This window comes from Enterobacter genomosp. S (genome assembly GCF_001631805.1).
Lineage (GTDB): Bacteria > Pseudomonadota > Gammaproteobacteria > Enterobacterales > Enterobacteriaceae > Enterobacter > Enterobacter quasihormaechei.
Genome location: NZ_LVVA01000024.1, coordinates 97,295 through 122,594, shown reverse-complemented (window position 1 = coordinate 122,594; position 25,300 = coordinate 97,295). Strand labels below are relative to the sequence as shown.

Annotated in this window: 27 protein-coding genes; 14 read left to right on the top strand and 13 right to left on the bottom strand. The window is 54.4% G+C overall.

The features are described 5' to 3' along the window. Positions 1-9: 9 nt before the first annotated feature. The 10 genes from A3466_RS21715 to pspA all read right to left on the bottom strand — a co-directional run bounded on the left by A3466_RS21715 (position 10) and on the right by pspA (position 8,355). Complete coding sequence (locus tag A3466_RS21715) at positions 10-798, bottom strand: sugar phosphate isomerase/epimerase family protein (protein ID WP_063452302.1); 789 nt, start codon at positions 796-798, stop codon at positions 10-12. A gap of 17 nt (positions 799-815) precedes the next feature. After that, positions 816-1,868 (bottom strand): zinc-dependent alcohol dehydrogenase, encoded by a 1,053-nt coding sequence (locus A3466_RS21710; RefSeq protein WP_063452301.1) that lies wholly within the window; start codon positions 1,866-1,868, stop codon positions 816-818. A gap of 28 nt (positions 1,869-1,896) precedes the next feature. Continuing rightward, entirely contained in the window at positions 1,897-2,739 is an 843-nt protein-coding gene (locus A3466_RS21705) for a carbohydrate ABC transporter permease (protein ID WP_063452300.1), read from the bottom strand. Continuing rightward, positions 2,726-3,607 carry a carbohydrate ABC transporter permease gene (locus A3466_RS21700; RefSeq protein ID WP_063452299.1) on the bottom strand — a complete coding sequence of 294 codons (882 nt, stop codon included), beginning with the start codon at positions 3,605-3,607 and terminating at the stop codon, positions 2,726-2,728. Before A3466_RS21700 ends, A3466_RS21705 begins: the two co-directional genes overlap by 14 nt. Positions 3,608-3,628: 21 nt before the next feature. Further along, positions 3,629-4,921: an ABC transporter substrate-binding protein gene (locus A3466_RS21695; protein WP_063452298.1), complete on the bottom strand. Its 1,293-nt coding sequence runs from the start codon at positions 4,919-4,921 to the stop codon at positions 3,629-3,631. A gap of 13 nt (positions 4,922-4,934) precedes the next feature. Then, positions 4,935-6,632 carry a sugar phosphorylase gene (locus A3466_RS21690; RefSeq protein WP_063452297.1) on the bottom strand — a complete coding sequence of 566 codons (1,698 nt, stop codon included), beginning with the start codon at positions 6,630-6,632 and terminating at the stop codon, positions 4,935-4,937. A gap of 184 nt (positions 6,633-6,816) precedes the next feature. After that, the gene (gene pspD, locus A3466_RS21685; RefSeq protein ID WP_063452296.1) at positions 6,817-7,041 is read right to left on the bottom strand and encodes a phage shock protein PspD; all 225 of its coding nucleotides are present in this window, start codon (positions 7,039-7,041) and stop codon (positions 6,817-6,819) included. Between the two features lie 12 nt (positions 7,042-7,053). Then, positions 7,054-7,413: an envelope stress response membrane protein PspC gene (gene pspC, locus A3466_RS21680; RefSeq protein WP_063452295.1), complete on the bottom strand. Its 360-nt coding sequence runs from the start codon at positions 7,411-7,413 to the stop codon at positions 7,054-7,056. Continuing rightward, the gene (pspB, locus tag A3466_RS21675; protein WP_063452294.1) at positions 7,413-7,637 is read right to left on the bottom strand and encodes an envelope stress response membrane protein PspB; all 225 of its coding nucleotides are present in this window, start codon (positions 7,635-7,637) and stop codon (positions 7,413-7,415) included. The genes pspC and pspB overlap by 1 nt, the downstream gene beginning before the upstream one ends. Positions 7,638-7,686: 49 nt before the next feature. Further along, positions 7,687-8,355: a phage shock protein PspA gene (pspA, locus tag A3466_RS21670; protein ID WP_063452293.1), complete on the bottom strand. Its 669-nt coding sequence runs from the start codon at positions 8,353-8,355 to the stop codon at positions 7,687-7,689. Positions 8,356-8,506: 151 nt separating this feature from the next. On the opposite strand from pspA, the gene pspF reads away from it, so the two are divergent. The 6 genes from pspF (at position 8,507) to sapF (ending at position 14,867) form a co-directional block, all read left to right on the top strand. Continuing rightward, positions 8,507-9,499: a phage shock protein operon transcriptional activator gene (gene pspF / locus A3466_RS21665; protein ID WP_165602771.1), complete on the top strand. Its 993-nt coding sequence runs from the start codon at positions 8,507-8,509 to the stop codon at positions 9,497-9,499. A gap of 88 nt (positions 9,500-9,587) precedes the next feature. Then, positions 9,588-11,228 carry an ABC transporter substrate-binding protein SapA gene (gene sapA, locus A3466_RS21660; RefSeq protein ID WP_063452291.1) on the top strand — a complete coding sequence of 547 codons (1,641 nt, stop codon included), beginning with the start codon at positions 9,588-9,590 and terminating at the stop codon, positions 11,226-11,228. Continuing rightward, positions 11,225-12,190 carry a putrescine export ABC transporter permease SapB gene (gene sapB, locus A3466_RS21655; protein WP_063452290.1) on the top strand — a complete coding sequence of 322 codons (966 nt, stop codon included), beginning with the start codon at positions 11,225-11,227 and terminating at the stop codon, positions 12,188-12,190. Before sapA ends, sapB begins: the two co-directional genes overlap by 4 nt. Continuing rightward, positions 12,177-13,067, top strand: a complete 891-nt coding sequence (sapC, locus tag A3466_RS21650; RefSeq protein ID WP_063452289.1) for a putrescine export ABC transporter permease SapC — start codon at positions 12,177-12,179, stop codon at positions 13,065-13,067. Before sapB ends, sapC begins: the two co-directional genes overlap by 14 nt. Next, a complete protein-coding gene (gene sapD, locus A3466_RS21645; RefSeq protein ID WP_063452288.1) occupies positions 13,067-14,059 on the top strand; it encodes a putrescine export ABC transporter ATP-binding protein SapD in 993 nt (330 codons plus the stop codon). Before sapC ends, sapD begins: the two co-directional genes overlap by 1 nt. A 1-nt stretch (position 14,060) precedes the next feature. Next, a complete protein-coding gene (gene sapF / locus A3466_RS21640; RefSeq protein ID WP_003856838.1) occupies positions 14,061-14,867 on the top strand; it encodes a putrescine export ABC transporter ATP-binding protein SapF in 807 nt (268 codons plus the stop codon). Here the strand turns inward: sapF and A3466_RS21635 are convergent. After that, on the bottom strand, positions 14,864-15,454 hold the full coding sequence (locus A3466_RS21635) for a TetR/AcrR family transcriptional regulator (protein WP_063452287.1): 591 nt from the start codon (positions 15,452-15,454) through the stop codon (positions 14,864-14,866). The two genes, sapF and A3466_RS21635, sit on opposite strands and share 4 nt — an antisense overlap. A gap of 132 nt (positions 15,455-15,586) precedes the next feature. On the opposite strand from A3466_RS21635, the gene A3466_RS21630 reads away from it, so the two are divergent. The 8 genes from A3466_RS21630 (at position 15,587) to osmB (ending at position 24,027) form a co-directional block, all read left to right on the top strand. Beyond that, a complete protein-coding gene (locus tag A3466_RS21630) occupies positions 15,587-16,003 on the top strand; it encodes a RidA family protein (RefSeq protein ID WP_063452286.1) in 417 nt (138 codons plus the stop codon). Positions 16,004-16,269: 266 nt separating this feature from the next. Then, entirely contained in the window at positions 16,270-17,058 is a 789-nt protein-coding gene (gene fabI / locus A3466_RS21625; RefSeq protein WP_003856831.1) for an enoyl-ACP reductase FabI, read from the top strand. Positions 17,059-17,210: 152 nt separating this feature from the next. Further along, positions 17,211-18,197, top strand: coding sequence for a CMD domain-containing protein (locus A3466_RS21620; protein WP_063452285.1), 987 nt, complete (start codon positions 17,211-17,213; stop codon positions 18,195-18,197). A gap of 88 nt (positions 18,198-18,285) precedes the next feature. Next, complete coding sequence (locus tag A3466_RS21615; RefSeq protein WP_063452284.1) at positions 18,286-20,220, top strand: exoribonuclease II; 1,935 nt, start codon at positions 18,286-18,288, stop codon at positions 20,218-20,220. A gap of 203 nt (positions 20,221-20,423) precedes the next feature. Then, the gene (gene pdeR, locus A3466_RS21610) at positions 20,424-22,415 is read left to right on the top strand and encodes a cyclic di-GMP phosphodiesterase (RefSeq protein WP_063452283.1); all 1,992 of its coding nucleotides are present in this window, start codon (positions 20,424-20,426) and stop codon (positions 22,413-22,415) included. Between the two features lie 158 nt (positions 22,416-22,573). Further along, positions 22,574-22,756 carry a YciZ family protein gene (locus tag A3466_RS21605; protein ID WP_074161126.1) on the top strand — a complete coding sequence of 61 codons (183 nt, stop codon included), beginning with the start codon at positions 22,574-22,576 and terminating at the stop codon, positions 22,754-22,756. Positions 22,757-22,793: 37 nt separating this feature from the next. Then, complete coding sequence (locus tag A3466_RS21600) at positions 22,794-23,546, top strand: DNA-binding transcriptional regulator YciT (RefSeq protein WP_063452282.1); 753 nt, start codon at positions 22,794-22,796, stop codon at positions 23,544-23,546. Between the two features lie 262 nt (positions 23,547-23,808). Further along, positions 23,809-24,027 carry an osmotically-inducible lipoprotein OsmB gene (osmB, locus tag A3466_RS21595; RefSeq protein ID WP_003856823.1) on the top strand — a complete coding sequence of 73 codons (219 nt, stop codon included), beginning with the start codon at positions 23,809-23,811 and terminating at the stop codon, positions 24,025-24,027. Positions 24,028-24,131: 104 nt separating this feature from the next. On the opposite strand, the gene yciH is transcribed toward osmB, so the two are convergent. Both yciH and pyrF read right to left on the bottom strand, forming a co-directional pair. Then, positions 24,132-24,458 carry a stress response translation initiation inhibitor YciH gene (gene yciH, locus A3466_RS21590; protein ID WP_063452281.1) on the bottom strand — a complete coding sequence of 109 codons (327 nt, stop codon included), beginning with the start codon at positions 24,456-24,458 and terminating at the stop codon, positions 24,132-24,134. Beyond that, on the bottom strand, positions 24,458-25,195 hold the full coding sequence (gene pyrF / locus A3466_RS21585) for an orotidine-5'-phosphate decarboxylase (RefSeq protein ID WP_063452280.1): 738 nt from the start codon (positions 25,193-25,195) through the stop codon (positions 24,458-24,460). Before pyrF ends, yciH begins: the two co-directional genes overlap by 1 nt. Positions 25,196-25,300: the final 105 nt, after the last annotated feature.

Below are 25,300 nucleotides of genomic sequence, written 5' to 3'. Positions count from 1 at the left end.
TCGTCATCCTTAGCATTCACGCAGGTAATTGAGTGAGTCCTGATAGGCCTTGGCCGGATCGTCGGCACGAACCCGGCACTCGTACACCACATAACCCTGATAGTTATCGGCACGCAGCCGATCGAACAGGCTGGCGAAATCGAGGCTGCCGCTGCCCGGCTGATAGCGGTGGTTGTCAGCAATATGCACATGGCCCAGCAGATCGCGGTTCTGATGCAGCGCATCCGTCAGCGAGTCTTCTTCAATGTTCATATGATAGAAATCACCGATGATCTGCACGTGCTTCAGGCCGTTCTCTTCGATATAACGACGCGCGTCGGCCAGGGTATTGATCATATGATCCTGGTAGCGGTTCAGCGGCTCCAGGTAAACGGTAGTGCCGGTGCGCGCCGCTACTTCATCCAGCCAGCGCAGGGAGGCGCTAACCGCCTTGCGGTCACCGTCCAGGCTGCGTGGCGAGGTCATTGGCGGCAGACGGAAGGTAAACATCCCCCAGGCAGCCGGCACGATAATCCCCTTTCCGCCCACTTCAGCCAGGGCTTCCAGTATGCGTTCAATCTGCTGTAAACCGTTCAAACGGCGTTCTTCGATGAAATCCCCGATCCAGCCGTCGTATCCGCCACACGCCGTGGTAACCGGCAGGCCGGTGGCTTTAATAGCGGCTTTCACTTCATCGAGATTTTCCACCAGCAGGCGGCCATCAATTTCATAGCCATCAAAACCCATCGCTTTGATGTATTTGAATTTTTCCATGATATTGGTTGGGAAAAAGGCCTGGTTTTGTGTTGCGATCTTCATGATTTGCTTTCCTTAGCTTAAAAAGTGACGCCCATTTTGATGCTCAGTTCCGGGTGCTGATCGACATACTTCATATAGCTGTCGGGGCTAGTGGCAAAGGTGACGACCGGGTCGATGAGATCCTCACAGTTGAGATAACCGTTCATCAGTAGTTCCCAGCAGGTCTCTTCAATGCGCTTGCGGCTCCAGCGCGGATAGTCCGGGTTCGGTTCACTGCACGCGCGGGAAAAGACAATCTTCGCGTTGTTGAAGTGCGCTTCGCGGCCCAGGTTGAAGCCCGCCGCAAACGGTTTGGCGAACGCCACGTAAGAGATCGTGCCGCCGTAGGCGAGCCCGCGCAGCGCAGATTGCAGCGCATCCGCAAAACCGCTGGTTTCGATGATCACATCCGCACCCTGTTTGCCGGTCAGTTTCTTAATTTCAAGACCGACATCGGTACCGATTGGGTTCAGGCAGTGGTCAGCACCGTGACGGCGGGCGATGTCACAGCGATGTTCGATAGGATCGACACCAATTACTACGGACGCACCGGCCTTTTTCGCCAGCTGAATGGCGATCTGGCCAATCGCGCCCAGCCCGACAACCACAACGAAATCCCCCACGCGGACGTTAGCGTCACGCACGCCGCTCATGGCGAACTGCGCCGGATCGTAGCAAACGGCGTTTTTCCACGACGCGCCCTGCGGCATTTTGCGCAGCTTATAGTTGTTCACCGCGTTGACGATGACCGTCTCCTGCAATGGGCCGTAGCAGCAGACGCTGTCGCCGATCTGGTATGCCGTCACGTCTGCGCCACACTCGATGATGTCGCCGACGATCATGTTCCCCAGCTGAAATTTGCCAAATTCGATGCCGCGCGCTGCCCCTTCTTCACGTGGGGTAAACATCTGCCACTCGGCGTTGAACTCTTCATCAATGAACGGGCTTGCCGCGCGAAAATCTACGACTTCGGTGCCGTGCTTCGGCGCGCCATAACGGGCGCGAATTTTCACCTCATGCGCTGCAACAGGACGATCTTCGTATTCCACCAGCGCCGCTACACGGGGCGCTGTCGCAACTAATTTTTTCATGACTCACTCCTTGTTAAAATCGGCCGCCTCAGCCCTTCACGCCGCCGGCGGTCAAACCACTTTTAATAAAACGTTCAGACAGGGCATACATAATGACGACCGGGAGCGCCGTCACCAGCGATGCCGCCATCATTCGGCCCCAGATGTAATCTGGCGTACTGAAGAGCGTGTTCAGCCCAACCGGCAACGTGAAGTTACTGGCGCTGGACAGGAAAATGGAGGCGAACAGATAGTCATTCCACGCCACCATGAAGCAGTACACAAAGACCGACACCAGGCCAGAGATCGCCAGCGGCACGGTGATGCGGAAGATAATTTGCAGGCGGTTCAGGCCGTCCATCATGGCGGCTTCTTCAATTTCGTCCGGGATGGTGTCGAAGTAGCTGCGCAGCATAAAGACCGCTGTCGGTAACGTCTGGGTCACCATGGTGACGATCAGCGCCAGCTCGGTGTCATAAATGCCAAGCGCGGTGATGATTTTGAACAGCGGCACCACCAGCAGGATCCCGGAGAACATATAGACGGTGTAAAAGCTCGCATTGATCGTCGCGCGCCCCTTAAAGCGCAGTTTGGACAACGCATAAGCGCCCAGTGTGCCGAGAAACACCGCAATGACTGAGGAGGTCAGCGACACCACCATGCTGTTACGGAAGTAATCCACAAACGGGAAAATCAGCGGGTTAAAAATGTCGACGTAATGCTGAAGCGTCCACTCCTGCGGCAGAATGGTCGGATGCAGCGATATCGCCTCTTTCGCGCTTTTGAACGACGTCATTAACATCACAAAAAACGGAAATAGCGTGATAATCAGAAATACCGCCAGCCCCAGATAAAAACCGATGCGGCCCAGTACGCGTTTATTTGTTGCCATTGAGGTTTACCCTTTTTCTGGTCAGCAGAATGACGGCGAAGATGATCACAAACAGCACAACGGAGATCGCAGCCGCTTTACCCAGGTCATTGAATGCGAAGGCCGTGTTGTAGAGATACACGCCCAGAATATCGACCTTCGTGGTCAGCAGATAAACATCCGCGAACATGTAGAACATCCAGATGGTTCGCAGCGTGACCACCGTTGCCAGCACCGGCATGATGGCGGGCAACGTGACGATGCGGAAACGCTGCCAGGCGTTGGCGCCATCCATCTCTGCCGCTTCGTACAGTGATTTATCAATGGTCTGCAAAATCGCGAGGAACGAGATAAAGGCATACGGGAAGTAGCGCCAGATGGCGAACAGCACCACCAGCACAAAGCTGCTGCCCGGATTGTCGAACCACAGCGGTGCCTGGTCATAGAGATGCAGCAGGTCAACGCCCAGATAGTTCACAATCCCGTAGCCGTTGTTGAACATGTATTTCCAGGCAAACACCAGGGAAATAGACGGCGTCACGTAGGACAGAATCACCAGCGAACGCGCCGTTTTCCGCATACGGAATTCACGGTTAAAGAAGATCGCCACGGCCAGCCCCAGCCCGGTGCTGCCGATCACCACCAGCGCCGTGTACCAGAACGTCATCCACAGGGAGTGCCAGAACGCGGCATCGCCCAAAATGCGAATGTAGTTATCCAGGCCGACGAACGCCGCATCAATACGCGGGTTCAACGGTAAACGTAAAAAACTGATTTCAATGTTGGAAATCATTGGCCAGGCTACCAGGCCCCCCAGCAAAATCAGGCTGGGGGCCAACAGCAGCATGGCGAAAGGCATATCTGAACGACCAGAAAACAACGTCTTCATAATTCCCTTCGCAAAGCGCTCCTATCGTTGTGATGTCAGGTCAGTCAGTTTTTTCTGGCTGTTGCTTAACGTCGCATTGAGATCTTTTTGACCCACCGTCACGTTATGCACCATGGAACTGATAATGCCGGACCCGGTAACGTCTCCCATGCGGGTAAAGTTTTTGTCGCCCACGGCACCAAACACCTGGACGTTCGGGAACTGCGCAATCAGCTCATATGGCAGTTGACCAAAGGCCTTGATCACGTCGTTGTTTTTCCAGGAATCTGTGCCCACCACGAGTTTGTTGACCGGTAGCGCGGCACCCGGAGACATCATGACCCAGTCAGAGGCGTTCTGAGCCTGCTCCATCCAGATGACAAATTTCTCGGCGGCCTGCGTTTCTTCTTCGGTCTGACCGGTGGTGATGGTCAACGAGGTAATCATGCCGTAGACGGCGGAGGATTTTTCCGTCGGCACCACGAAGCCCAGGTTGGCCGGCGAGCCATCTTTGTAGACCGCAGGCAGGATATAGGTGGAGTACACGGCCATAGGCGCAGAGCCGTTCATGAAGGCGTCTTTGATCTCCATGACATCGTTCGAACCCGGCATCGTGGTCGCGGCCAGCGCCTTATAAAATGCCAGCGCTTTCGACATTTCAGGGGTATCGATTTCCACGTTGCCGTTTGCATCAAAGACGTTGGCGCCGCCCGACAAGGCAAACTGCGAGAAGGCCTGCTCGGTCATAACGCTTTCTGCGGTTGGAAGCGCGATACCGTAATGTTTTTTAGCCGGATCGTTGAGCGCCTGACTGGCTTTCAGCAGTTGGTCCCAGTTGTGCGGCTCTTCAATACCCGCGGCCCCGAGGGCATCTTTGTGATACCAGATGCCGGACAGCCAGGCGCTAACCGGCACCCCCGTCCATGCGCTGCCATCTTCCGTGCGAACCACGCGTAAAATGCCGTCGTAAAATGTCTCTTCGCCCACCGCCTTGATGGCGCGGCCGATGGCATCACGATCCAGAAGCTGCTCTTTATCCATGACTTTGGCATAGTCATGGCTGATCTCTATCACCTCCGGCAGCGCACCGGTACGGGCCAGCGTAATGACCTTGGTGTTGTAGGCATCTTCTTCAACGGGTACCTGCTTCACCGTAATCGACGGGTTCTCTTTCTCGAATTTCTCGATCAGTTTTGTTATCACCGCCTGGCGTTCCTGTTCCACCGAAGAGTGCATAAACTCAATGGTGACCTGAGATGCTTTATCGTCCTTACAGCCTGTTAACAGGGCGCACGAAACCAGTGCTGATAACAGCACAATTTTGGGCATTTTCATTTTAGGGTCCTTTTTAGTTTTCTTTAATCCACATTACCTGCCATGGATTGAGGGTCAGATCCGTACCGCTAATATATTGTCCTGATAGTAATTCTTTACCAGATAGCGTTTGCTCATAAACGGTCTGCATTTTATTGCTAAAATTAAATAATGCTGTAATACGTTCGCCATTTTCAGCAACACGGATAATTTTAAGAATTTGTTTACCCATTGTGTCGAAAACAGCCTGACTGTCTGGGTGGAATGCGCTTTCCCCGCGACGAATAGCGATAAGCTCACTCAAACGAGAATAAATTTGATAACGAATACTCTTCTTATTATTCAGTTCGCTATCGATCTGCCCCGCCGTGTATTTTTTCCGGTTAATCGCGCGGTTATAGCCGAGGCGTTCAACACCTTCATAATCGTTACGCGAACCAAGAATACTCTGAATATAAACGGCCGGTACGCCTGGAAAACTTAACAACACAGCATGCGCGAGGATGAACCGTGCAATGCGCTCATCGTCTGAACTGTCTTGTAAACTTAAGGCATCAAGATAGGTAACATTAATTTCGTAGGGGCTTCGCGTTCCGTCAGGGTTATTTTTCCAGTTGACCAGCGCGCCTTCCTGCTGGAGCTTCTCGACCAGCGAGAGGATCTCTGATTCCGGAAGAATGCCGCGCAGCGGGTTCAAACCGATACCATCATGCGAGGCCAGGAAATTAAACCAGGTGGTGTGTGTAGAAGGCAACGCCAGCGACCCCGCCCACTGGCTGAGGGCTTTAACATCCTGACAATGAACGGCATGCAGCACCAGCGGAGGTAAGGAGAACTGATAGACCATCTGGGCTTCATTTTCACCATCACCGAAGTAAGAGATATTGTCTTTGTGCGGAACATTTGTCTCAGTGATGATCACCGTTCCGGGTGCAACGGCATCCGTAATGGCGCGGAACAACTGGATAAGGCAATGGGTTTGTTCCAGATGGATGCAGCTTGTTCCGGGTATCTTCCACATAAAACCGACCGCATCCAGTCGGATGTAACGCGCCCCTTCTGCGAGGTAATGGAGCAGTACGTCCACCATGGCAATCAGCACCTGCGGCGAGGCGAAGTTAAGGTCGATCTGGTCTTCACTGAATGTGGTCCACAGATGACGAACGCTGCCATCATTCAGCGTAAACGGCGTCAGCAGCGGCAAGGCACGTGGACGCGTCACCGCAGATAAATCGGTTTCGGGGTCGACTGAAATAAAGAAATCTTCATAGCCAGGCTTCTGCGCCAGATAATGAGCAAACCATTCGCTTTTCGCTGACATATGGTTGCAAACGAAGTCAAACATTAAGCTGGCTGACTGCTTTAATTCCGCAACATCCTGCCAGGTACCCGTTTCAGGTGCAACGTTGTGATAATCGATAACGGAAAAACCATCGTCTGACGACCACGGATAAAAAGGTAAAAGATGGACATGGGAAAACGTGCGAGAAAGCCATTGATTATAGAACCGGGTAAATACCGGCAATGCGTCCTCCCCTTTCGCGGAGAACTGATCGGCATAGGTAATCAGAACAACGTCTTTTTCATCCCAGCCTGACTTACGCTTTTCCGTAATATTATCCGCCGCCTGTTCAAGCTTCGTTAATAACACGTTCAGGTGTGCATCTGAAAATGATTCACCGTAAATATGATTGATGAGTTTTTTAATTTTTGCGTTCACTTTATTTTCCATGGTAGCGGTCCCACGGAGTGGCAATCTACTCCCATGAAAAATATCTGTCAACGCACCTGTGGGCTGAAAAAGGCATTCTCAAAGCAGCGCAACGCAGTAATGTGAGCTGCCGCAAAGAACGAGAAAAAGCAGAGGGGAAATTCATGCCCTCTCTCTGAATGAGAAAGGGCTTTTGTGCGAGGGATTAGCGTGAAAAGTAGCGGCGGGAAACGCGTTTCGCCAGTTTCTTTAATAGCGGCTCCAGTGCGACCGCCAGCACCATTCTGACCGGCTTACGGGCAACAGACTTGATCGCCCAGCCCGCCACACCCGCCGGACCATAACGTAACGCCGTCATCAGAACCAGTTTACCTGCGATTTTCAGGCCGGGTTTTACCTTTTGACCGGCCTGTTGCCAGTTTTGTTTCATGTATGTTCTCTCTTAAAGCTGACGAAAACGACTTCTCAGCGTAAAGGTATCGGAGGTGACGTAACGTTCCATCTCACGCAATCGCTTCTCCCCTGCGCTCAGCTGCTCGTCTACCGCATTGAGAAGATCGCTGCTGGTAGGCGTGTTCTCTGCATCCAGTTCACCGTCCGGCATAGGATCGAGTACAAACGACAGAATGATGTATGCCACAAGAGTGATAAAGGCCAGGCCGAAGAAAATCGACAATACGGTGACCACGCGCACCAGTTTTACCGGGACATCCAGATAGTGTGCCAGCCCGGCGCAAACGCCCCGTACCATGCCCTGCTGTGGAATGCGCCACAGTTTTTTATTCAGATTCAGTCCAGCCATTAACGCTCCCTCCAGTTCGGGTGTTCCGCATCCAGGATAGCTTCCAGCGCCTGAATACGTTCGCGCATTTTGTTTGCCTCAGCAGAGAGCTGCGCCAGCCGCTGCTGTTCACTCTGCGACAGCTCACCGCGTGAAGTGCGGTTGCTGTAGTGCAGCCATAACCAGATGGGCAGAACAAACAGCACAAAAATTGTCAGGGGTATTGCCAGAAAAAGCGCGCTCATGTGTACTCCTTGTCTTGCGATGCGGCACGCTCAGGTGCCGCAGGAATTATTATTGGTTATCTTGTTTCATTTTGGCTTTCAGCGCAGCCAGCTGCTCGCTAATTTCATCATCGGCTTTCAGGTCAGCAAACTGCTGATCGAGGGTTTTCTGCTTACCGATGCTGTGGCTTTCGGCTTCCGCTTCCATGTGGTCGATACGGCGTTCGAACGATTCGAAACGCGCCATCGCTTCATCCAGTTTGCCGCTGTCCAGCTGGCGACGCACGTCGCGGGACGAGCTTGCAGCCTGATGGCGCAGCGCCAGCGCCTGTTGACGCGCACGGGTTTCGCTGAGTTTATTTTCAAGCTCACCGATCTCTTTCTTCATGCGGGTCAGGGTATCATCCACCAGCGTCACTTCATGTTCCAGCGTGGCAACCATCTCGGTCAGCTTTTGCTTCTCAATCAGCGCAGCGCGGGCCAGATCTTCTTTATCTTTGCGCAGCGCCAGTTCAGCTTTTTCCTGCCACTCGTTGAGCTGGGCAGTCGCCTGCTCGATACGACGCGTTAACTGCTTTTTCTCTGCCAGCGCGCGGGCGGAGGTGGAGCGTACTTCAACCAGCGTGTCTTCCATTTCCTGAATCATCAGGCGCACCAGCTTCTGCGGATCTTCCGCTTTCTCCAGCAGCGAGTTGATGTTGGCGTTCACGATGTCGGCAAAACGAGAAAAAATACCCATAATTCAATCCTCATAGTTCTGTTATCGGGCGATGCCCTGCTGTGTAGTAAATACAATTCCCGTGCCAAGTTTTTATCTTATTGATTTTATTGATTCTGATTGATATTCATCCAGCCAGAGACTATTCTCACCTGGTGAATATCACTAAGGAGTGGTTAATTTCATCATGGCTGAATACAAAGACAATTTGCTTGGCGAAGCGAACAGCTTCCTGGAAGTGATTGAACAGGTGTCACGCCTCGCGCCGCTGAATAAACCAGTGCTAATCATCGGGGAACGTGGAACCGGTAAAGAACTCATTGCTAACCGCCTGCACTTTCTGTCTGGCCGCTGGGATGGTCCTTTTATTTCGCTTAACTGCGCGGCACTGAATGAAAATCTGCTTGATACGGAGCTTTTCGGTCATGAAGCCGGCGCCTTTACCGGCGCACAAAAGCGTCATCCCGGCCGTTTTGAGCGCGCCGATGGCGGCACGCTTTTCCTCGACGAGCTGGCCACAGCGCCGATGCTGGTGCAGGAAAAGCTGCTGCGCGTCATAGAGTATGGTGAACTGGAACGCGTTGGCGGTAGTCAGCCGCTCCAGGTCAACGTTCGCCTGGTATGCGCCACCAACGCCGATCTGCCCGCGATGGTGGCAGAGGACAAATTCCGCGCCGACCTGCTGGACAGGCTGGCTTTCGATGTCGTTCAGCTGCCGCCGCTGCGGGAGCGACGTAGCGATATCATGCTGCTGGCCGATCAGTTTGCCATTCAGATGTGCCGGGAACTGGGCCTGCCGCTCTTTCCGGGCTTTAGCGAACAGGCCACCGAGACACTGCTCGGCTACCACTGGCCGGGAAATATTCGTGAACTCAAAAACGTGGTGGAACGGTCCGTTTACCGTCATGGCAGCAGCGAGTCCGAGCTGGACAACATTATACTCGATCCGTTTCGGCGCGAGGTTAAACAGGCCCCTGCTCCGGCAGCGCGCCAGCAGGGTCCGGCGTTGCCGCTCGATTTACGCCAGTTCCAGCATCAGCAGGAACAGCAGCTGCTCGAACAGAGCCTGAAAGAGGCGAAATATAATCAGAAACGGGCGGCTGAACTGCTGGGTCTGACCTACCATCAGTTAAGGGCATTGCTCAAAAAACATCAAATGCGCTGACATTATCAGCACTTACCCCCAGACATTTTTACGAAGCAGGCGTAAGTGCGATACACTTTGCAGATCGAATCTAAAAACCTTAAAAACTATGCGCCTGGTTTTATCGTCCCTGTTTGCACTCGGTCTGTTCAGCAATCTGGCCTTTGCTGCGCCCGATCGCGCTGTGCCCCCTGATATTCGTGAGAGTGGTTTCGTCTATTGCGTCAGCGGGCAAGTTGATACCTTCAACCCGCAAAAAGCGGGGAGCGGCCTGATTGTTGATACGCTGGCCGCACAGCTCTACGATCGCCTGCTCGACGTCGATCCTTATACCTATCGGCTGGTTCCGGAGCTTGCCGAAAGCTGGGAAGTGATGGATAACGGCGCAACATACCGCTTCCGTCTACGTGATGATGTTGCTTTTCAGCACACCCCGTGGTTTACGCCAACCCGCAAGCTCAACGCGGATGACGTGGTTTTCACCTTCCAGCGCATCTTCAACCGCAATCATCCATGGCATAACGTCAACGGCAGCAACTTCCCCTATTTCGACAGTCTACAATTCGCGGACACGGTCAAAAGCGTTCGCAAGCTGGATAACCGCACCGTTGAGTTTCGCCTGACGCACCCGGACGCCTCCTTCCTCTGGCATCTGGCGACGCACTACGCCTCCATCATGTCAGCGGAGTATGCGGATCAGCTGACGAAAAAGGATCGTCAGGAACGCCTCGATCGTGAGCCCGTGGGCACAGGGCCGTTCCAGCTGGCTGAGTACCGCGCCGGACAATACATTCGCCTGCAACGTCACGATAATTTCTGGCGCGGCAAACCGCTGATGCCGCAGGTTATCGTTGATCTGGGTTCAGGAGGAACAGGCCGTCTCTCTAAACTGCTGACCGGCGAGTGCGATGTCCTTGCGTGGCCTGCGGCCAGCCAGTTAACGATTTTGCGCGACGACCCTCGCCTGCGCCTGACCCTGCGCCCGGGGATGAACATCGCTTATCTGGCATTTAACACTGATAAGCCGCCGCTGAATAACCCGGCCGTGCGCCATGCGCTGGCGTTAGCGATCAACAATCAGCGTCTGATGCAGTCGATTTACTACGGTACCGCGGAAACCGCCGCCTCGATTCTGCCGCGTGCCTCGTGGGCCTATGACGGCGAGGCGAAGATCACGGAATATAATCCGGCGAAAGCGCGCGAACAGCTTAAAGCGCTGGGGGCAGAAAACCTGACGCTACAGCTTTGGGTGCCTACCAGCTCTCAGGCGTGGAACCCCAGCCCGCTGAAAACCGCCGAACTGTTGCAGGCAGATATGGCGCAGGTGGGCGTTAAGGTGATCATCGTCCCGGTCGAAGGCCGTTTCCAGGAGGCGCGTCTGATGGACATGAACCACGACTTAACACTGGCTGGCTGGTCTACCGACAGTAACGATCCGGACAGCTTCTTCCGTCCACTACTGAGCTGTGCGGCGATAAATTCCCAGACCAACTACGCCCACTGGTGTAACCGTGAATTTGATGCCGTGCTGCAAAAAGCGCTGGCGTCTCAGCAGCTTGCGTCACGCATTGAAGCCTATGATGAGGCGCAAAATATTCTGGCCAGAGAGCTTCCCGTATTGCCGCTTGCCTCTTCCCTGCGCCTTCAGGCCTACCGTTACGATATTAAAGGGCTGGTACTTAGCCCGTTTGGTAACGCCTCCTTCGCGGGCGTGACCCGTGAGAAAGAGCAAGAGGTGAAAAAGCCATGATTATCTTTACCTTGCGTCGGCTGCTGTTACTGCTGGTCACCCTGTTCCTTCTGACCTTTGTCGGCTTTAGCCTTAGCTACTTTACGCCGCACGCTCCGCTTCAGGGCTCATCCCTCTGGGACGCCTGGCTGTTCTGGTTTAACGGCCTGCTGCACTGGGATTTCGGCGTGTCCAGCATCAACGGACAGCTCATCTCCGAGCAGCTTAAGGTGGTGTTCCCGGCCACCATGGAGCTGTGTATACTCGCCTTCGGCTTTGCCCTTATGGTGGGGATCCCGGTGGGGATGCTGGCGGGAATTTATCGCAATAAATGGCAGGATAAATTCATCAGCGCGCTTGCCTTAATTGGCTTCTCTATCCCAGTCTTCTGGCTGGCGCTGCTGCTAACCCTCTTCTTCTCATTGACGCTGGGCTGGTTGCCGGTGTCGGGTCGTTTTGATCTGCTGTATAACGTGCAAACGGTGAGCGGCTTCGCCATCGTTGACGCCTGGCTTTCCGATTCGGTCTGGCGCGATGAAATGATCGTAAGCGCGTTGCGCCACATGGTGTTGCCAGTGCTCACGCTGGCCGTCGCGCCCACCACCGAAGTGATTCGCCTGATGCGTATCAGCACCATCGAAGTCTTCGAGCAAAACTATGTTAAAGCCGCGGCCACGCGCGGACTGTCTCGTCTGACGATTTTGCGCCGCCACGTGCTGCACAATGCATTGCCGCCGGTGATCCCCCGTCTTGGGCTGCAATTCTCCACCATGCTGACGCTGGCGATGATCACCGAGATGGTCTTCAGTTGGCCAGGCCTTGGGCGCTGGATGATCAACGCGATTCGCCAGCAGGACTATGCGGCTATCTCCGCCGGCGTGATGGTGATTGGCTCACTGGTTATTATTGTTAACGTTGTTTCCGATATTTTGGGTGCCATGGCCAACCCGTTGAAGCATAAGGAATGGTATGCCTTACGATAACGTCTACAGCGAAAAGCGCACACCTGGTGCGCTACGTACCGTGTGGCGTAATTTTTACGGCGACACCACGGCAATGATCGGCTTTTACGGCTGCATTGGCCTCGTGTTGCTGTGCGTTTTGGGTTCGTGGTTTGCGCCGTATGGCATCGATCAGCAGTTCCTTGGCTACCAGCTTTTACCGCCGTCATGGTCGCGCTACGGGGAGGTTTCTTTCTTCCTCGGTACTGACGATCTCGGACGCGACGTGCTAAGCCGCCTGCTGAGCGGCGCGGCCCCCACGGTGGGCGGCGCATTTGTGGTGACGCTTGCCGCGGCGATCTGCGGCCTGGCGCTGGGTATTTTTGCCGGATCAACCCACGGGCTGCGCTCAGCCGTGCTTAACCATATTCTGGATACCCTACTCTCTATTCCTTCGCTGCTGCTGGCGATAATCGTCGTGGCCTTCGCGGGGCCGCACCTGACGCACGCGATGTTTGCCGTCTGGCTGGCGATTCTGCCGCGCATGGTGCGCTCGGTTTACAGCCTGGTTCACGACGAACTGGAGAAAGAGTATGTCGTCGCCGCCCGTCTGGACGGTGCCACCACGTTCAATATTCTGTGGTTTGCCGTGCTGCCTAACATTGCCGCCGGGCTGGTGACGGAGATCACCCGCGCCCTGTCGATGGCGATTCTGGATATCGCGGCGCTGGGCTTTCTTGACCTGGGCGCACAGCTCCCTTCCCCGGAATGGGGCGCTATGCTCGGCGATGCGCTGGAGCTGATTTACGTTGCGCCGTGGACAGTCATGCTGCCGGGCGCGGCCATTATGGTGAGCGTTCTGCTCATCAATCTGCTGGGCGATGGGATCCGCCGCGCAATCAATGCGGGGGTGCAATAATGCCGTTACTTGATATCCGCAACCTCACCATCGAAATCAAAACGGGTGAAGGCTGGGTTAAAGCCGTGGATCGCATCAGCATTACCCTTGCAGAAGGCGAAATACGCGGTCTGGTGGGCGAATCCGGTTCAGGTAAAAGCCTGATCGCCAAAGCCATTTGCGGCGTGTCGAAAGACAACTGGCGCGTCACCGCCGACCGTATGCGCTTCGACGACATCGATCTGTTGCGTCTCTCACCGCGCGAACGCCGCAAGCTGGTGGGCCATAACGTCTCGATGATTTTCCAGGAGCCGCAATCCTGTCTTGACCCGTCCGAGCGCGTGGGCAAACAGCTGATGCAGAACATTCCCGGCTGGACCTATAAAGGCCGCTGGTGGCAGCGTTTCGGCTGGCGTAAGCGCCGTGCCGTTGAGCTATTGCACCGCGTCGGGATCAAAGATCATAAAGACGCAATGCGTAGCTTTCCGTATGAACTGACCGACGGTGAATGCCAGAAAGTGATGATAGCTATCGCCCTGGCCAATCAGCCGCGTCTGCTGATTGCGGATGAACCCACGAACGCGATGGAGCCAACGACCCAGGCGCAGATTTTCCGCCTGCTCACGCGTCTGAATCAGAATAACAACACCACCATTTTGCTGATCAGCCATGACCTGCAAATGCTCAGCAAGTGGGCGGATAAAATTGACGTGATGTACTGCGGACAGACGGTAGAAACCGCGCCAAGTGAAGACCTGGTGACGATGCCGCATCATCCCTACACGCAGGCGCTGATTCGCGCGATCCCTGACTTTGGCAGCGCGATGCCGCACAAGAGCCGTCTGAATACCCTGCCCGGCGCGATCCCGCTGCTGGAGTCGCTGCCCATTGGCTGCCGTTTGGGGCCGCGTTGCCCGTATGCTCAGCGTAAATGTATTGAAACACCGCGCCTGACAGGGCCGAAAAACCATCTGTTTGCCTGTCATTTCCCGCTGAACATGGAGAGAGAGTGAAATGGTCGAAACCTTACTGGAAGTGCGTAACCTGAGTAAGACCTTTCGCTATCGTACAGGGCTGTTTCACCGTCAGACCGTCGAAGCGGTTAAACCGCTGAGCTTCACGCTGCGCGAAAAGCAGACGCTGGCGATTATCGGTGAAAATGGTTCGGGCAAATCGACCCTCGCAAAAATGCTCGCGGGCATGGTAGAGCCGAGCGGCGGTGAAATACTGATTGACGATCATCCTCTGGAATTTGGTGACTACTCTTTCCGCAGTCAGCGCATCCGGATGATTTTTCAGGATCCGTCGACGTCCCTCAACCCGCGCCAGCGTATTTCCCAGATCCTGGACTTCCCGCTGCGGTTGAATACCGACCTGGAGCCGGAAGCGCGTCGCAAACGGATTGTTGAAACCCTGCGTCTGGTAGGCCTCCTGCCCGACCACGTGAGCTATTACCCCCACATGCTGGCCCCGGGCCAAAAGCAGCGTCTCGGTCTGGCCCGCGCGCTGATCCTGCGCCCAAAGGTGATTATCGCCGACGAAGCGCTGGCGTCGCTGGATATGTCGATGCGTTCGCAACTCATCAACCTGATGCTTGAGCTACAGGAAAAGCAGGGGATCTCGTATATCTACGTGACTCAGCACCTGGGCATGATGAAGCACATCAGCGATCAGGTGCTGGTGATGCACCAGGGTGAAGTGGTTGAGCGCGGCAGTACCGCTGACGTGCTGGCCTCTCCGCTCCACGATCTAACAAAACGCCTGATTGCCGGACACTTTGGTGAAGCGTTGACGGCGGACGCATGGCGGAAAGATCGTTAGCCGTTGCGTAACCCGCTTGCCAGCAGAGTAAACACCTCAATGGCATGCGGCAGCGTCTTCTGCGGTTCATCGCTCGCGGCAATCATCAGGGCAGCATTCAGCGCAGCGCCGTTTAGCAAATGGGCTGCGACTTTTGCATCCATTTTTTTAAGCACGTTGCGTTCGATTAATTTTTCGATGGTCCGGCGGGTCGACTCAAGACAGCTGTTCTGGCTGGGCCATTGCGCCGGATCGCCCAGAACGGCCGGGCCGTCAAGCAGCACAATACGCTGAACTTCCGGAACGAGCGCCATGTTGATGTAGGCGATACCTTCCGCCAGCAATCTCTCCCAGTCATCGTCTGCGGCTGCGGCAACGGCTTTCGCGTTGGTCGCCATTTCGCTGTCTATCTGCGCGACTACCGCCGCCAGTAATCCTTTCTTATCGGTAAAATTATGATACAGCGCGCCGCGCGTTAACCCCACGCTTGCCGTCAGTTCATCCATCGACGCTGCGGCATAGCCTTTTTCAGCAAAAGCCTTCCGTGCCGCCTGAATCATTTTTTCGCGATTTTCCTGAGCCGTTTCAGCACGACGTTTTGTAGCCATAGAACTTCCTATAAAGGCGGTATTTTTAATTTGACATACGCGGCGTATGTGAATTACATTTTTTCACATACATCGCGTATGTTACTTCTCTTAAGTAACCACAACAACACCTCTGACAGAAAAGGAACTGCCATGCCTCCACGTAATCCTGTCTTCCCTGCCAATCGACATACCCTTTATGAGGAGCATGGCTATTCAGCTGCCATTCGCTCTGGCGATCTGTTATTTGTTTCCGGTCAGGTCGGCAGCCGCAGCGATGGCACGCCTGAACCTGACTTCGCCGCTCAGGTGCAGCTGGCATTCGATAATTTACAGGCGACTCTGGCCGCCGCGGGTTGCACGTTTGACGACTTGATTGATGTCACGACGTTTCATACCGATCCTGTAAACCAGTTCCCCGTCATTATGGAGGCGAAAAAACGGGCGTTTCCGCAGCCTCCTTACCCAAACTGGACGGCTATAGGCGTTAACTGGCTGGCCGGATTTGATTTTGAAATTAAGGTGATTGCCCGAATCCCCTCGCCGGCGAATGAATATCCGCCCCTGTAAGCGTGAAGCTTCCGGCCAGCTTCTGGTTGGATGAGGCGAACCCAGCCCCCGGTGATATACTGCTGGAATACGCACGAAACAGCATGATGAAGCGTCAGTTCAACGTCTTCCATGAGCCCAGTCAACGCCCTGAAGCGAGAAATATCGTGACACAAGGGGCTGTGAGTGGGCTATAATTTCGAGCTAATTTCGAATGATTTTGAAATACTGCCTGTAACGCTATGAATTACAAGGCAAAATAAGCAATGAATATAAGGATTAAAGCTATGGGTTTTCTTTCCGGTAAGCGCATTCTGGTGACTGGCGTTGCCAGCAAACTGTCCATCGCATATGGCATCGCACAGGCTATGCATCGCGAAGGCGCTGAGCTGGCGTTCACCTACCAGAACGACAAGCTGAAAGGCCGTGTTGAAGAATTTGCCGCGCAGCTGGGTTCCAGCATTGTTCTGGAATGTGACGTTGCACAAGACGAAAGCATTGATGGCATGTTTGCTGAACTGGCAAAAGCATGGCCGAAATTCGACGGTTTTGTTCACTCTATCGGCTTCGCTCCAGGCGACCAGCTGGACGGCGACTACGTAAACGCGGTTACCCGTGATGGCTTCAAAATCGCGCACGACATCAGCTCTTACAGCTTCGTTGCGATGGCAAAATCCTGCCGCGCGATGCTGAACCCGGGCGCAGCCCTGCTGACCCTGTCCTACCTGGGCGCAGAACGTGCTATCCCTAACTACAACGTGATGGGTCTGGCGAAAGCATCTCTGGAAGCCAACGTACGCTATATGGCGAACGCAATGGGTCCTGAAGGCGTGCGTGTTAACGCCATTTCTGCGGGGCCAATCCGTACCCTGGCTGCTTCCGGCATCAAAGATTTCCGTAAAATGCTGGCACACTGCGAAGCGGTTACCCCGATTCGTCGTACCGTTACCATCGAAGATGTGGGTAACTCTGCGGCATTCCTGTGCTCTGACCTTTCTGCGGGTATCTCCGGCGAAGTGGTTCACGTTGACGGCGGCTTCAACATCGCTGCAATGAACGAGCTGGAAATCAAATAAGCCTGTTACTCTCTTCCCGCCTGGGAAGAGAGTTTTCTCCCCTCCCGCACGTCGTTATTCCGTTCTGCTATTTGTTATCACCTAACAATATTTTTCCCCTCCTCCACCTTACGCCAGGATATTGATCGCCATTTTGAGATCAAGGAACGCCCATGGAACAACGCCGTTTTTCCGGCAAAGGCCACTGGTATCATGAAACCCAGTCGAATCATTCGCAGACGGACGTTTTGCCGCTGGTGCCTGAAGCCGCTAACGTCGACGATCGTTTTTTGCTCGATTTAGCCCTACCTGAAGACATCCTCGCAAACTGCGCTGGCTGGCTCTCGCCTGCCCGAGCTCTCTGTGACCTCCTGTTCCCGCTTGAAACTTCTGTTAATCGTCTGCACACGCTTAGCGCCTACGACAGGCTGAGCACGGCCTTAACGGTTGCGCAGGCGTGTGGCGTCCAGCGGCTCTGTAACCACTACGCGGCGCTGCTCGCTCCCCTCCCGGGCCCCGACTCTTCCCGGGAAAGCAATCGACGCCTTGCAGAAATCACCCAGTATGCCCGCCAGTTAGCCAGCTCACCGGATGTCATCGACGACAAAGCCCAACACCAGCTTGATGAAGTTGGGCTCACAACGTATGACATTGTGCTTATCAACCAGATCATCGGTTTTATCGGTTTTCAGGCACGCGTAGTCGCGGTGTTTCAGGCGCTGCTCGGCCACCCGGTACGCTGGCTGCCCGGACACCACATACAGCCTCATACGCTACCGGTCAGCTTCCACAGATGGGCCGCCACGCTACCTGCGGTTGAACTAAAATATGCCAGCGCGCTTCAGCTTGAGGCACTCTCACGCTGGCAGGCGGAACCGGCGCTACAGGCACTCACGCCGGTGCTGTGCCATGAACCGATGCTGCTTAATCTGACGGGCGACATACTGATTAACTATCCGCAAAGCGAAGGTCACGCCTCTTCGATGCTCTCAGCCGCCCAAGCGCTGCTCGTTGCTTCGCCGGATCGCTTTAGCGCCGCCCAGTTAACGCCCCTGACCGAGTCGGGTATCTCGCCAGAAACCGCCATTAATTTGCTCACCCGGCACGCGTTTTACGGCTGGCTGGACCGTCTGCGCGTAGCGCTCGGCAGAGAGGAATAACCGTACTCTTTACCTAAAGAGCGCTTGCTGTAGCAGTGAGAATCGCGTAAAACTGTCAGCCGCTCAATGGCTACGAAAATAGAACATTATGTTTCAGGACAACCCGCTGCTTGCGCAGCTTAAACAGCAACTGCATTCCCAGACGCCGCGTGCAGAAGGGGTCGTAAAAGCCACGGAAAAGGGCTTTGGCTTTCTGGAAGTTGACGGACAAAAGAGCTACTTCATTCCGCCACCTCAAATGAAGAAAGTGATGCATGGCGACCGCATTTCGGCCGTTATTCATACCGAAAAGGAACGAGAGTCTGCCGAGCCGGAAGCACTGATCGAGCCTTTCCTGACCCGCTTTGTCGGGAAAGTGCATAAAAAAGACGATCGTCTCTCTATCGTGCCGGATCATCCTCTCCTGAAAGAGGCTATTCCGTGCCGCGCCGCGCGTGGCGTTGAGCATGATTTTGTAGAGGGTGACTGGGCCGTTGCTGAGATGCGCCGTCATCCGTTAAAAGGCGATCGCGGCTTTTACGCCGAGCTGACCCAGTTCATCACCTTTGGCGATGACCACTTCGTGCCGTGGTGGGTGACGCTGGCGCGCCATAACCTGGAAAAAGAAGCGCCGGATGGCGTGGCGACAGAAATGCAGGACGAGGGCCTGGAGCGTCGCGATCTGACCGGGCTGGACTTTGTCACCATCGACAGCGCCAGCACCGAGGATATGGACGACGCGCTGTACGCGGAAGAAGCCGCGGATGGCAAACTGCATCTGACCGTTGCCATCGCCGACCCTACCGCATGGATTGTCGAAGGCAGCAAGCTGGACGAGATGGCCAAAGTACGTTCGTTCACCAATTACCTGCCGGGCTTCAACATCCCGATGCTGCCGCGCGAACTTTCTGACGACCTCTGCTCCCTCCGTCCCCATGAATTGCGTCCGGTACTGGCGTGCCGCATGACCATCGCGGCTGACGGTACCATTGAAGAAGATATCGAATTCTTCGCCGCCACCATCGAATCCAAAGCCAAGCTGGCCTATGACAACGTCTCCAACTGGCTGGAGAACACCGGCAACTGGACACCTGACTCTGAGAATATTGCCGCGCAAATTCGCCTGCTGCACCGCGTCTGCCTGAGCCGCAGCGAATGGCGTCAGACCCACGCGCTGGTCTTCAAGGATCGCCCTGACTACCGTTTCGTGCTGGGTGAGAAAGGCGAAGTGCTGAACATCGTCGCTGAGCCACGCCGCATTGCCAACCGCATCGTTGAAGAAGCGATGATTTCCGCCAACATTTGTGCCGCACGCGTGCTGCGCGACAAATTAGGCTTCGGCATTTACAACGTGCACACCGGGTTCGATCCGGCGAACACCGAAGCGCTGGCTGCCCTGCTGAAAACCCATGACGTACACGTCGATCCTGAGGAAGTGCTGACCCTGCAAGGTTTTTGCAAACTGCGCCGCGAGCTGGATGCGCAGCCGTCAGGGTTCCTTGACAGCCGTATTCGCCGCTTCCAGTCCTTCGCGGAAATCAGCACCGAGCCAGGCCCGCACTTTGGTCTCGGCCTTGAGGCGTACGCCACCTGGACTTCACCGATCCGTAAGTACGGCGACATGGTTAACCATCGTCTGCTGAAAGCGATCGTTAAAGGAGAGTCCGTTGCCCGCCCACAGGATGATACAACGTTGCAGATGGCAGAGCGTCGCCGTCTGAACCGTATGGCGGAGCGTGATGTAGGTGACTGGTTATACGCGCGCTTCCTGAATGATAAGGCAGGAACCGACACCCGTTTCCCGGCTGAAATTATCGACATCAGCCGAGGCGGTATGCGTGTACGTCTGGTGGATAATGGCGCCGTAGCCTTTATCCCTGCCCCGTTCCTGCATGCCGCTCGCGACGAGCTGGTTTGCAGCCAGGAAAACGGGACCGTGCAAATTAAAGGCGAAACGGTTTACAAGGTCACTGACGTGATTGATGTCACCATCGCTGAAGTTCGCATGGAAACCCGCAGCATTATCGCGCGCCCTGTCGCCTGATAATCACCTGGAATATCGGCCATCTTCTTAATGGATGGCCGATACTTCTCTCCCGCACTATCTCCCGCAATATCATCGTTTTTACTCACACTTTTCAGTATCCCGCCGCCACATTCCGCCAGAATTATCTACAGTAAAAGAGCGTCGTCCTTGTCGACTGCAAATGAATAATTTTGCGCTACTCAGCAGCCGCGGGAGAAAACATGATGGACGATCAGGAGCAGAATTTGCTGTTTCGTTACATGGGTACGCATAGCCCGTGGTGGCGACTGACAGCAGACAGCAACGCTCTGCATCTTGCTGCCACCGAAAGCGCTGACATCATTCAGGTGGTTGCGCTGGAGGACGAGCAGGCCGCTCTGATTCGCCAGCTCACCGTGATCACCTCCAGCATAGCCATGACCCTCCCCTTGTACGGCGTGGATGTTCCCGTTCATCTTGTCGGGCGTAAAATTAACAAAAATGAGTGGGCAGGAACGGCATCCGCCTGGAACGATACCCCTTCCGTAGCGCGCGATCTGGCGCAGGGTCTCTCCTTCGCCGAGCAGGTGGTTTCCGAGGCGAACTCCGTGATCGTGATCCTCGACCAGAACGGAAACATTCAGCGTTTTAACCGCTTAAGTGAAGAATATACGGGACTTAAAGAACAGGACGTCATCGGGCAAAACGTGTTCAAACTGTTTATGAGCCGCAGCGAAGCCGCGGCCTCCAAACGCAACATCACCGGTTTTTTTCGTAACGGCAGCTCCTACGAAGTCGAACGCTGGATCAAGACCCGCAAGGGTCAACGCCTGTTTCTGTTCAGAAATAAATTCGTTCATAGCGGTAGCGGGAAAAATGAAATTTTCCTCATCTGTTCAGGTACCGACATAACGGAAGAGCGCCGGGCCCAGGAGCGCCTGCGCGTTCTCGCCAACACGGATACGATCACCGGTTTGCCTAACCGAAACGCCATCCATGAGCGGATCTCCGATGCCATCACCGCCCGGGGTGAAACGCAGGTGGGCGTGGTTTATCTCGATCTGGATAACTTTAAAAAAGTGAACGATGCCTATGGGCACATGTTTGGCGACCAGCTGCTCCAGGCCGTTGCGCTGGCGATCCTGAGCTGCCTCGATGAAGGACAAACCCTGGCGCGCCTTGGCGGGGATGAGTTTATCGTGATGGCCACCGATACCTCGCAGGGCGCGCTGGAGGCCCTGGCGTCGCGCATTCTGACCCGGCTGCGCCAGCCTTTCCGCATCGGGCTGATTGAAGTCTACACGGGCTGCTCGCTTGGCATCGCGCTTGCGCCCCAGCACGGTACCGATCGCGAAAGCGTCATTCGCAGTGCCGATACCGCCATGTATACCGCCAAGGAAAATGGCCGGGGTAAATTCTGCGTGTTCTCGCCAGAGATGAACCAGCGCGTGTTTGAATATCTCTGGCTGGATACCAACCTGCGTAAGGCGCTGGATAACGATCAGCTGCTGATCCACTACCAGCCGAAAATGACCTGGCGCGGCGAAGTCAGAAGCCTGGAGGCGCTGGTGCGCTGGCAGTCGCCAGAGCGTGGCCTGATCCCGCCGATGGAATTTATCTCCTACGCCGAGGAATCGGGGCTGATTGTCCCCCTTGGCCGCTGGGTTATGCTTGATGTGGTACGTCAGGTGGCAAAATGGCGCGACGAAGGGATCAACCTGCGCGTCGCGGTCAACGTCTCTGCCCGTCAGTTGGCGGACCAGACCATATTCAGCGACCTGAAGCAGGCGCTGAAAGACCTGAATTTTGAATACTGCCCGATTGATGTGGAGTTGACCGAAAGCTGTCTTATTGAAAATGAAGAGCTGGCCCTCTCGGTGATCCAGCAGTTTAGTCGCCTGGGTGCGCAAATTCATCTGGATGACTTCGGTACCGGGTACTCTTCCCTGTCGCAACTGGCGCGCTTCCCTATCGATGCCATCAAGCTTGACCAGTCTTTCGTGCGGGATATCCATAAGCAGTCCATTTCACAGTCTCTGGTGCGCGCGATAGTCGCCGTGGCCCAGGCGTTGAATTTGCAGGTCATAGCTGAAGGGGTGGAGAGCGCGAAAGAAGACGCCTTTCTGACGAAGAACGGCGTCAACGAACGGCAGGGTTATCTTTTTGCTAAGCCCATGCCCGCAGCCGAATTCGGGCGATGGCTAAAGCACTATCAGGCCAGGAATGCCCGTTAGCGCAGTTTTAGACTCATAGCCCCCTGGAACCCGCAGCCTGCGGGGTTTTAATTTCTCACTTCCATTTAACGAATTTGGTTATTGCATTTTTTACCTTCTCTTTTGAATCAATTTTCTGCATCATTGATAATATTAACTTTTCGCTTCAGGGTGAGCTTATGTCTAACATTGATGCAGCAGCCGTGGCACAGCGTATCGATACCGTGCTGGATATTCTTGTTGCGGGTGATTATCACTCTGCTATCCGTAATCTTGAGATCCTCAAGTCTGAACTGCTGGCTGAGAACGGCGCCAATAACGCACCAGACTCCACTCAACCAAAAGCCCCGTGGGAAGTGTAACCACGTCTTTTCCGCCTTTGTCTTTTAAATGGATGCTATGAATTCCCGACAACAAATCATTTTGCAGATGGTGATCGATCAGGGGCGCGTTAGCGTGGTCGATCTCGCTAAAGCCACCGGCGTTTCTGAAGTCACCATCCGTCAGGATCTGAATCTTCTGGAAAAACAGAGCTACCTGCGTCGTGCGCACGGTTATGCCGTTCCACTGGACAGTGACGATGTCGAAACCCGCATGATGAACAATTATGCGCTCAAGCGGGAGCTGGCGGAGTTCGCGGCATCCTTAGTGAATAATGGTGAGACCGTCTTTATTGAAAATGGCAGTAGTAACGCCCTTCTTGCACGCACGCTTGCCGATCAAAAAGACATTACCATCATCACCGTCAGCAGCTATATCGCCCACCTGTTGAAGGAAACTCGTTGCGAGGTGATCCTGCTGGGCGGTATTTACCAGAAGAAAAGCGAAAGCATGGTGGGACCTTTAACGCGTCAATACGTACAGCAGGTTCACTTCAGCAAAGCCTTTATTGGTATTGATGGCTGGCAGCCTGACACCGGTTTTACCGGCCGAGACATGATGCGCTCCGATGTGGTTAACGCCGTGCTCGCCAAAGAGTGTGAAGCAATTGTGCTGACCGACAGCTCTAAGTTTGGCGCCGTGCACCCATATACGATGGGGCCTTCTTCACGCTTCAGCCGCGTAATTACGGATGAGCGCTTACGTGAGGAATACCGCCAGCAATTAGAACAGGATGGTCTGACTGTTGATATTGTGAAAAAAACGGCCTGATTATCCTGCTGCGCCCGAATAAAGGGCGCACTTCAACCTTTCTCTGAGATTATTCCGATACCTCCTTTAAGAGTTTTTACCTGTTGAAACCTTTCTAAATACGTAAAATTAATATTAGCGATATAACAGGAAGTGACTATCACCTGCGTGATGATGAAACGCCTGCGCGACCAGCTTTCACGGAAACAGAATTTAAGTATGGATATTGTCTATACTTAAAGTGCATTCCTTTCCGTGAATCGATAATTCAGGAGAAAGTATTATGACCTTTACCAGCAAAAAATTAGCCGCCGCTGTTCTGGCAATCACTGTAGCAATGTCCCTGAGCGCTTGCTCTAACTGGTCTAAACGTGACCGTAACACAGCAATTGGTGCCGGTGCTGGTGCGCTTGGTGGTGCAGTGTTAACGGATGGTAGTACGCTGGGTACGTTAGGTGGTGCTGCCGTAGGTGGTATTATCGGTCACCAGGTGGGCAAATAATCACCATAACGGCTCTCACCGATATAATAATATATTTTGTATTTTCAGGTCTGACTAACGCACGTAAAAAAAATAGCCACGGCAATGTCCGTGGCTCATTTATTTTAGCCGCCCGCCAGTTTGACTTTCATGCCTTTAGCTTCCAGCAGCGATTTAATTAAATCGCGTTTATCGCCCTGAATCTCAATAATGCCGTCTTTCACTGCCCCACCGCATCCGCATTTCTTTTTAAGCTCAGCGGCGAGTTTTATCAGCTCTGCATCATCCAGATCGACGCCGGTGATCAGGCAAACGCCTTTGCCCTTTCTACCGCTGGTCTGGCGCTGGATCCGCACGATGCCGTCGCCTTTCGGGCGTTCCGCTTTCTCTTTTGGCTCTTCGATGCGCCCGGTATCCGTTGAATAGACCAGACGACTATTGGCGTCACGCATTATGCCCCCTTTTTCAGTGATGCATTAATCGCTTTCAGGGTCTCTGCCGGGTGAGCAGATTGCGTCACCGGGCGACCAATCACCATATAGTCTACACCGGCGATCAGCGCCTGCTCTGGCGTCATGATGCGTCGCTGATCCCCTGACTCACTGCCCGCCGGACGAATACCCGGCGTCACTAGCCTAAAGTCGCGGCCTAACTCGGTTTTGAAGCGAACCGCCTCCTGAGCGGAACAGACCACCCCATCAAGGCCACACTGTTGCGTGAGGCGTGCGAGACGCTCCGCGTGTTCGGCTGGTGACAACGTCACACCCAGGTCTCGCAGGTCAGATTCATCCATACTGGTCAGGACGGTGACGGCGATCAGAAGCGGTGCGTCATTGCCAAACGGCACCAGCGCCTCGCGCGCCGCTGTCATCATCCGTGCCCCGCCGGAAGCATGAACGTTAACCATCCACACCCCCAGTTCAGCCGCCGCAGCAACGGCGTGCGCAGTGGTATTAGGAATATCGTGAAATTTCAGGTCGAGGAAAACGTCGAAACCACGCTGGTGCAGATCGCGAACGATTTGCGGACCGAACAGCGTAAACATCTCTTTGCCGACTTTCAGACGGCAATCGCGGGGATCAATACCATCAACAAAGGCCAGTGCGGCGTCACGGTTATTGTAATCCAGAGCAACAACAACGGGAGAATCGGTAACTACGCGGGAAGTGGAGGAAGTAACAGACGTCATGACCAGCCCTTTTCGTCTATGGGCGCGCAGCGGCGCGGAACAGATAAACGGCGTGCATTCTACCTGCCATCGGCATAAATGAACAGAATCGAATGCTTTTCCTGC

Bases quoted from the DNA above. Each gene is read 5' to 3' on its own strand.
- A3466_RS21715 (WP_063452302.1), bottom strand. From the start codon at position 798: ATGAAGATCGCAACACAAAACCAGGCCTTTTTCCCAACCAATATCATG.
- A3466_RS21710 (WP_063452301.1), bottom strand. From the start codon at position 1,868: ATGAAAAAATTAGTTGCGACAGCGCCCCGTGTAGCGGCGCTGGTGGAA.
- A3466_RS21705 (WP_063452300.1), bottom strand. From the start codon at position 2,739: ATGGCAACAAATAAACGCGTACTGGGCCGCATCGGTTTTTATCTGGGG.
- A3466_RS21700 (WP_063452299.1), bottom strand. From the start codon at position 3,607: ATGAAGACGTTGTTTTCTGGTCGTTCAGATATGCCTTTCGCCATGCTG.
- A3466_RS21695 (WP_063452298.1), bottom strand. From the start codon at position 4,921: ATGAAAATGCCCAAAATTGTGCTGTTATCAGCACTGGTTTCGTGCGCC.
- A3466_RS21690 (WP_063452297.1), bottom strand. From the start codon at position 6,632: ATGGAAAATAAAGTGAACGCAAAAATTAAAAAACTCATCAATCATATT.
- pspD (WP_063452296.1), bottom strand. From the start codon at position 7,041: ATGAAACAAAACTGGCAACAGGCCGGTCAAAAGGTAAAACCCGGCCTG.
- pspC (WP_063452295.1), bottom strand. From the start codon at position 7,413: ATGGCTGGACTGAATCTGAATAAAAAACTGTGGCGCATTCCACAGCAG.
- pspB (WP_063452294.1), bottom strand. From the start codon at position 7,637: ATGAGCGCGCTTTTTCTGGCAATACCCCTGACAATTTTTGTGCTGTTT.
- pspA (WP_063452293.1), bottom strand. From the start codon at position 8,355: ATGGGTATTTTTTCTCGTTTTGCCGACATCGTGAACGCCAACATCAAC.
- sapA (WP_063452291.1), top strand. From the start codon at position 9,588: ATGCGCCTGGTTTTATCGTCCCTGTTTGCACTCGGTCTGTTCAGCAAT.
- sapB (WP_063452290.1), top strand. From the start codon at position 11,225: ATGATTATCTTTACCTTGCGTCGGCTGCTGTTACTGCTGGTCACCCTG.
- sapC (WP_063452289.1), top strand. From the start codon at position 12,177: ATGCCTTACGATAACGTCTACAGCGAAAAGCGCACACCTGGTGCGCTA.
- sapD (WP_063452288.1), top strand. From the start codon at position 13,067: ATGCCGTTACTTGATATCCGCAACCTCACCATCGAAATCAAAACGGGT.
- sapF (WP_003856838.1), top strand. From the start codon at position 14,061: ATGGTCGAAACCTTACTGGAAGTGCGTAACCTGAGTAAGACCTTTCGC.
- A3466_RS21635 (WP_063452287.1), bottom strand. From the start codon at position 15,454: ATGGCTACAAAACGTCGTGCTGAAACGGCTCAGGAAAATCGCGAAAAA.
- A3466_RS21630 (WP_063452286.1), top strand. From the start codon at position 15,587: ATGCCTCCACGTAATCCTGTCTTCCCTGCCAATCGACATACCCTTTAT.
- fabI (WP_003856831.1), top strand. From the start codon at position 16,270: ATGGGTTTTCTTTCCGGTAAGCGCATTCTGGTGACTGGCGTTGCCAGC.
- A3466_RS21620 (WP_063452285.1), top strand. From the start codon at position 17,211: ATGGAACAACGCCGTTTTTCCGGCAAAGGCCACTGGTATCATGAAACC.
- A3466_RS21615 (WP_063452284.1), top strand. From the start codon at position 18,286: ATGTTTCAGGACAACCCGCTGCTTGCGCAGCTTAAACAGCAACTGCAT.
- pdeR (WP_063452283.1), top strand. From the start codon at position 20,424: ATGATGGACGATCAGGAGCAGAATTTGCTGTTTCGTTACATGGGTACG.
- A3466_RS21605 (WP_074161126.1), top strand. From the start codon at position 22,574: ATGTCTAACATTGATGCAGCAGCCGTGGCACAGCGTATCGATACCGTG.
- A3466_RS21600 (WP_063452282.1), top strand. From the start codon at position 22,794: ATGAATTCCCGACAACAAATCATTTTGCAGATGGTGATCGATCAGGGG.
- osmB (WP_003856823.1), top strand. From the start codon at position 23,809: ATGACCTTTACCAGCAAAAAATTAGCCGCCGCTGTTCTGGCAATCACT.
- yciH (WP_063452281.1), bottom strand. From the start codon at position 24,458: ATGCGTGACGCCAATAGTCGTCTGGTCTATTCAACGGATACCGGGCGC.
- pyrF (WP_063452280.1), bottom strand. From the start codon at position 25,195: ATGACGTCTGTTACTTCCTCCACTTCCCGCGTAGTTACCGATTCTCCC.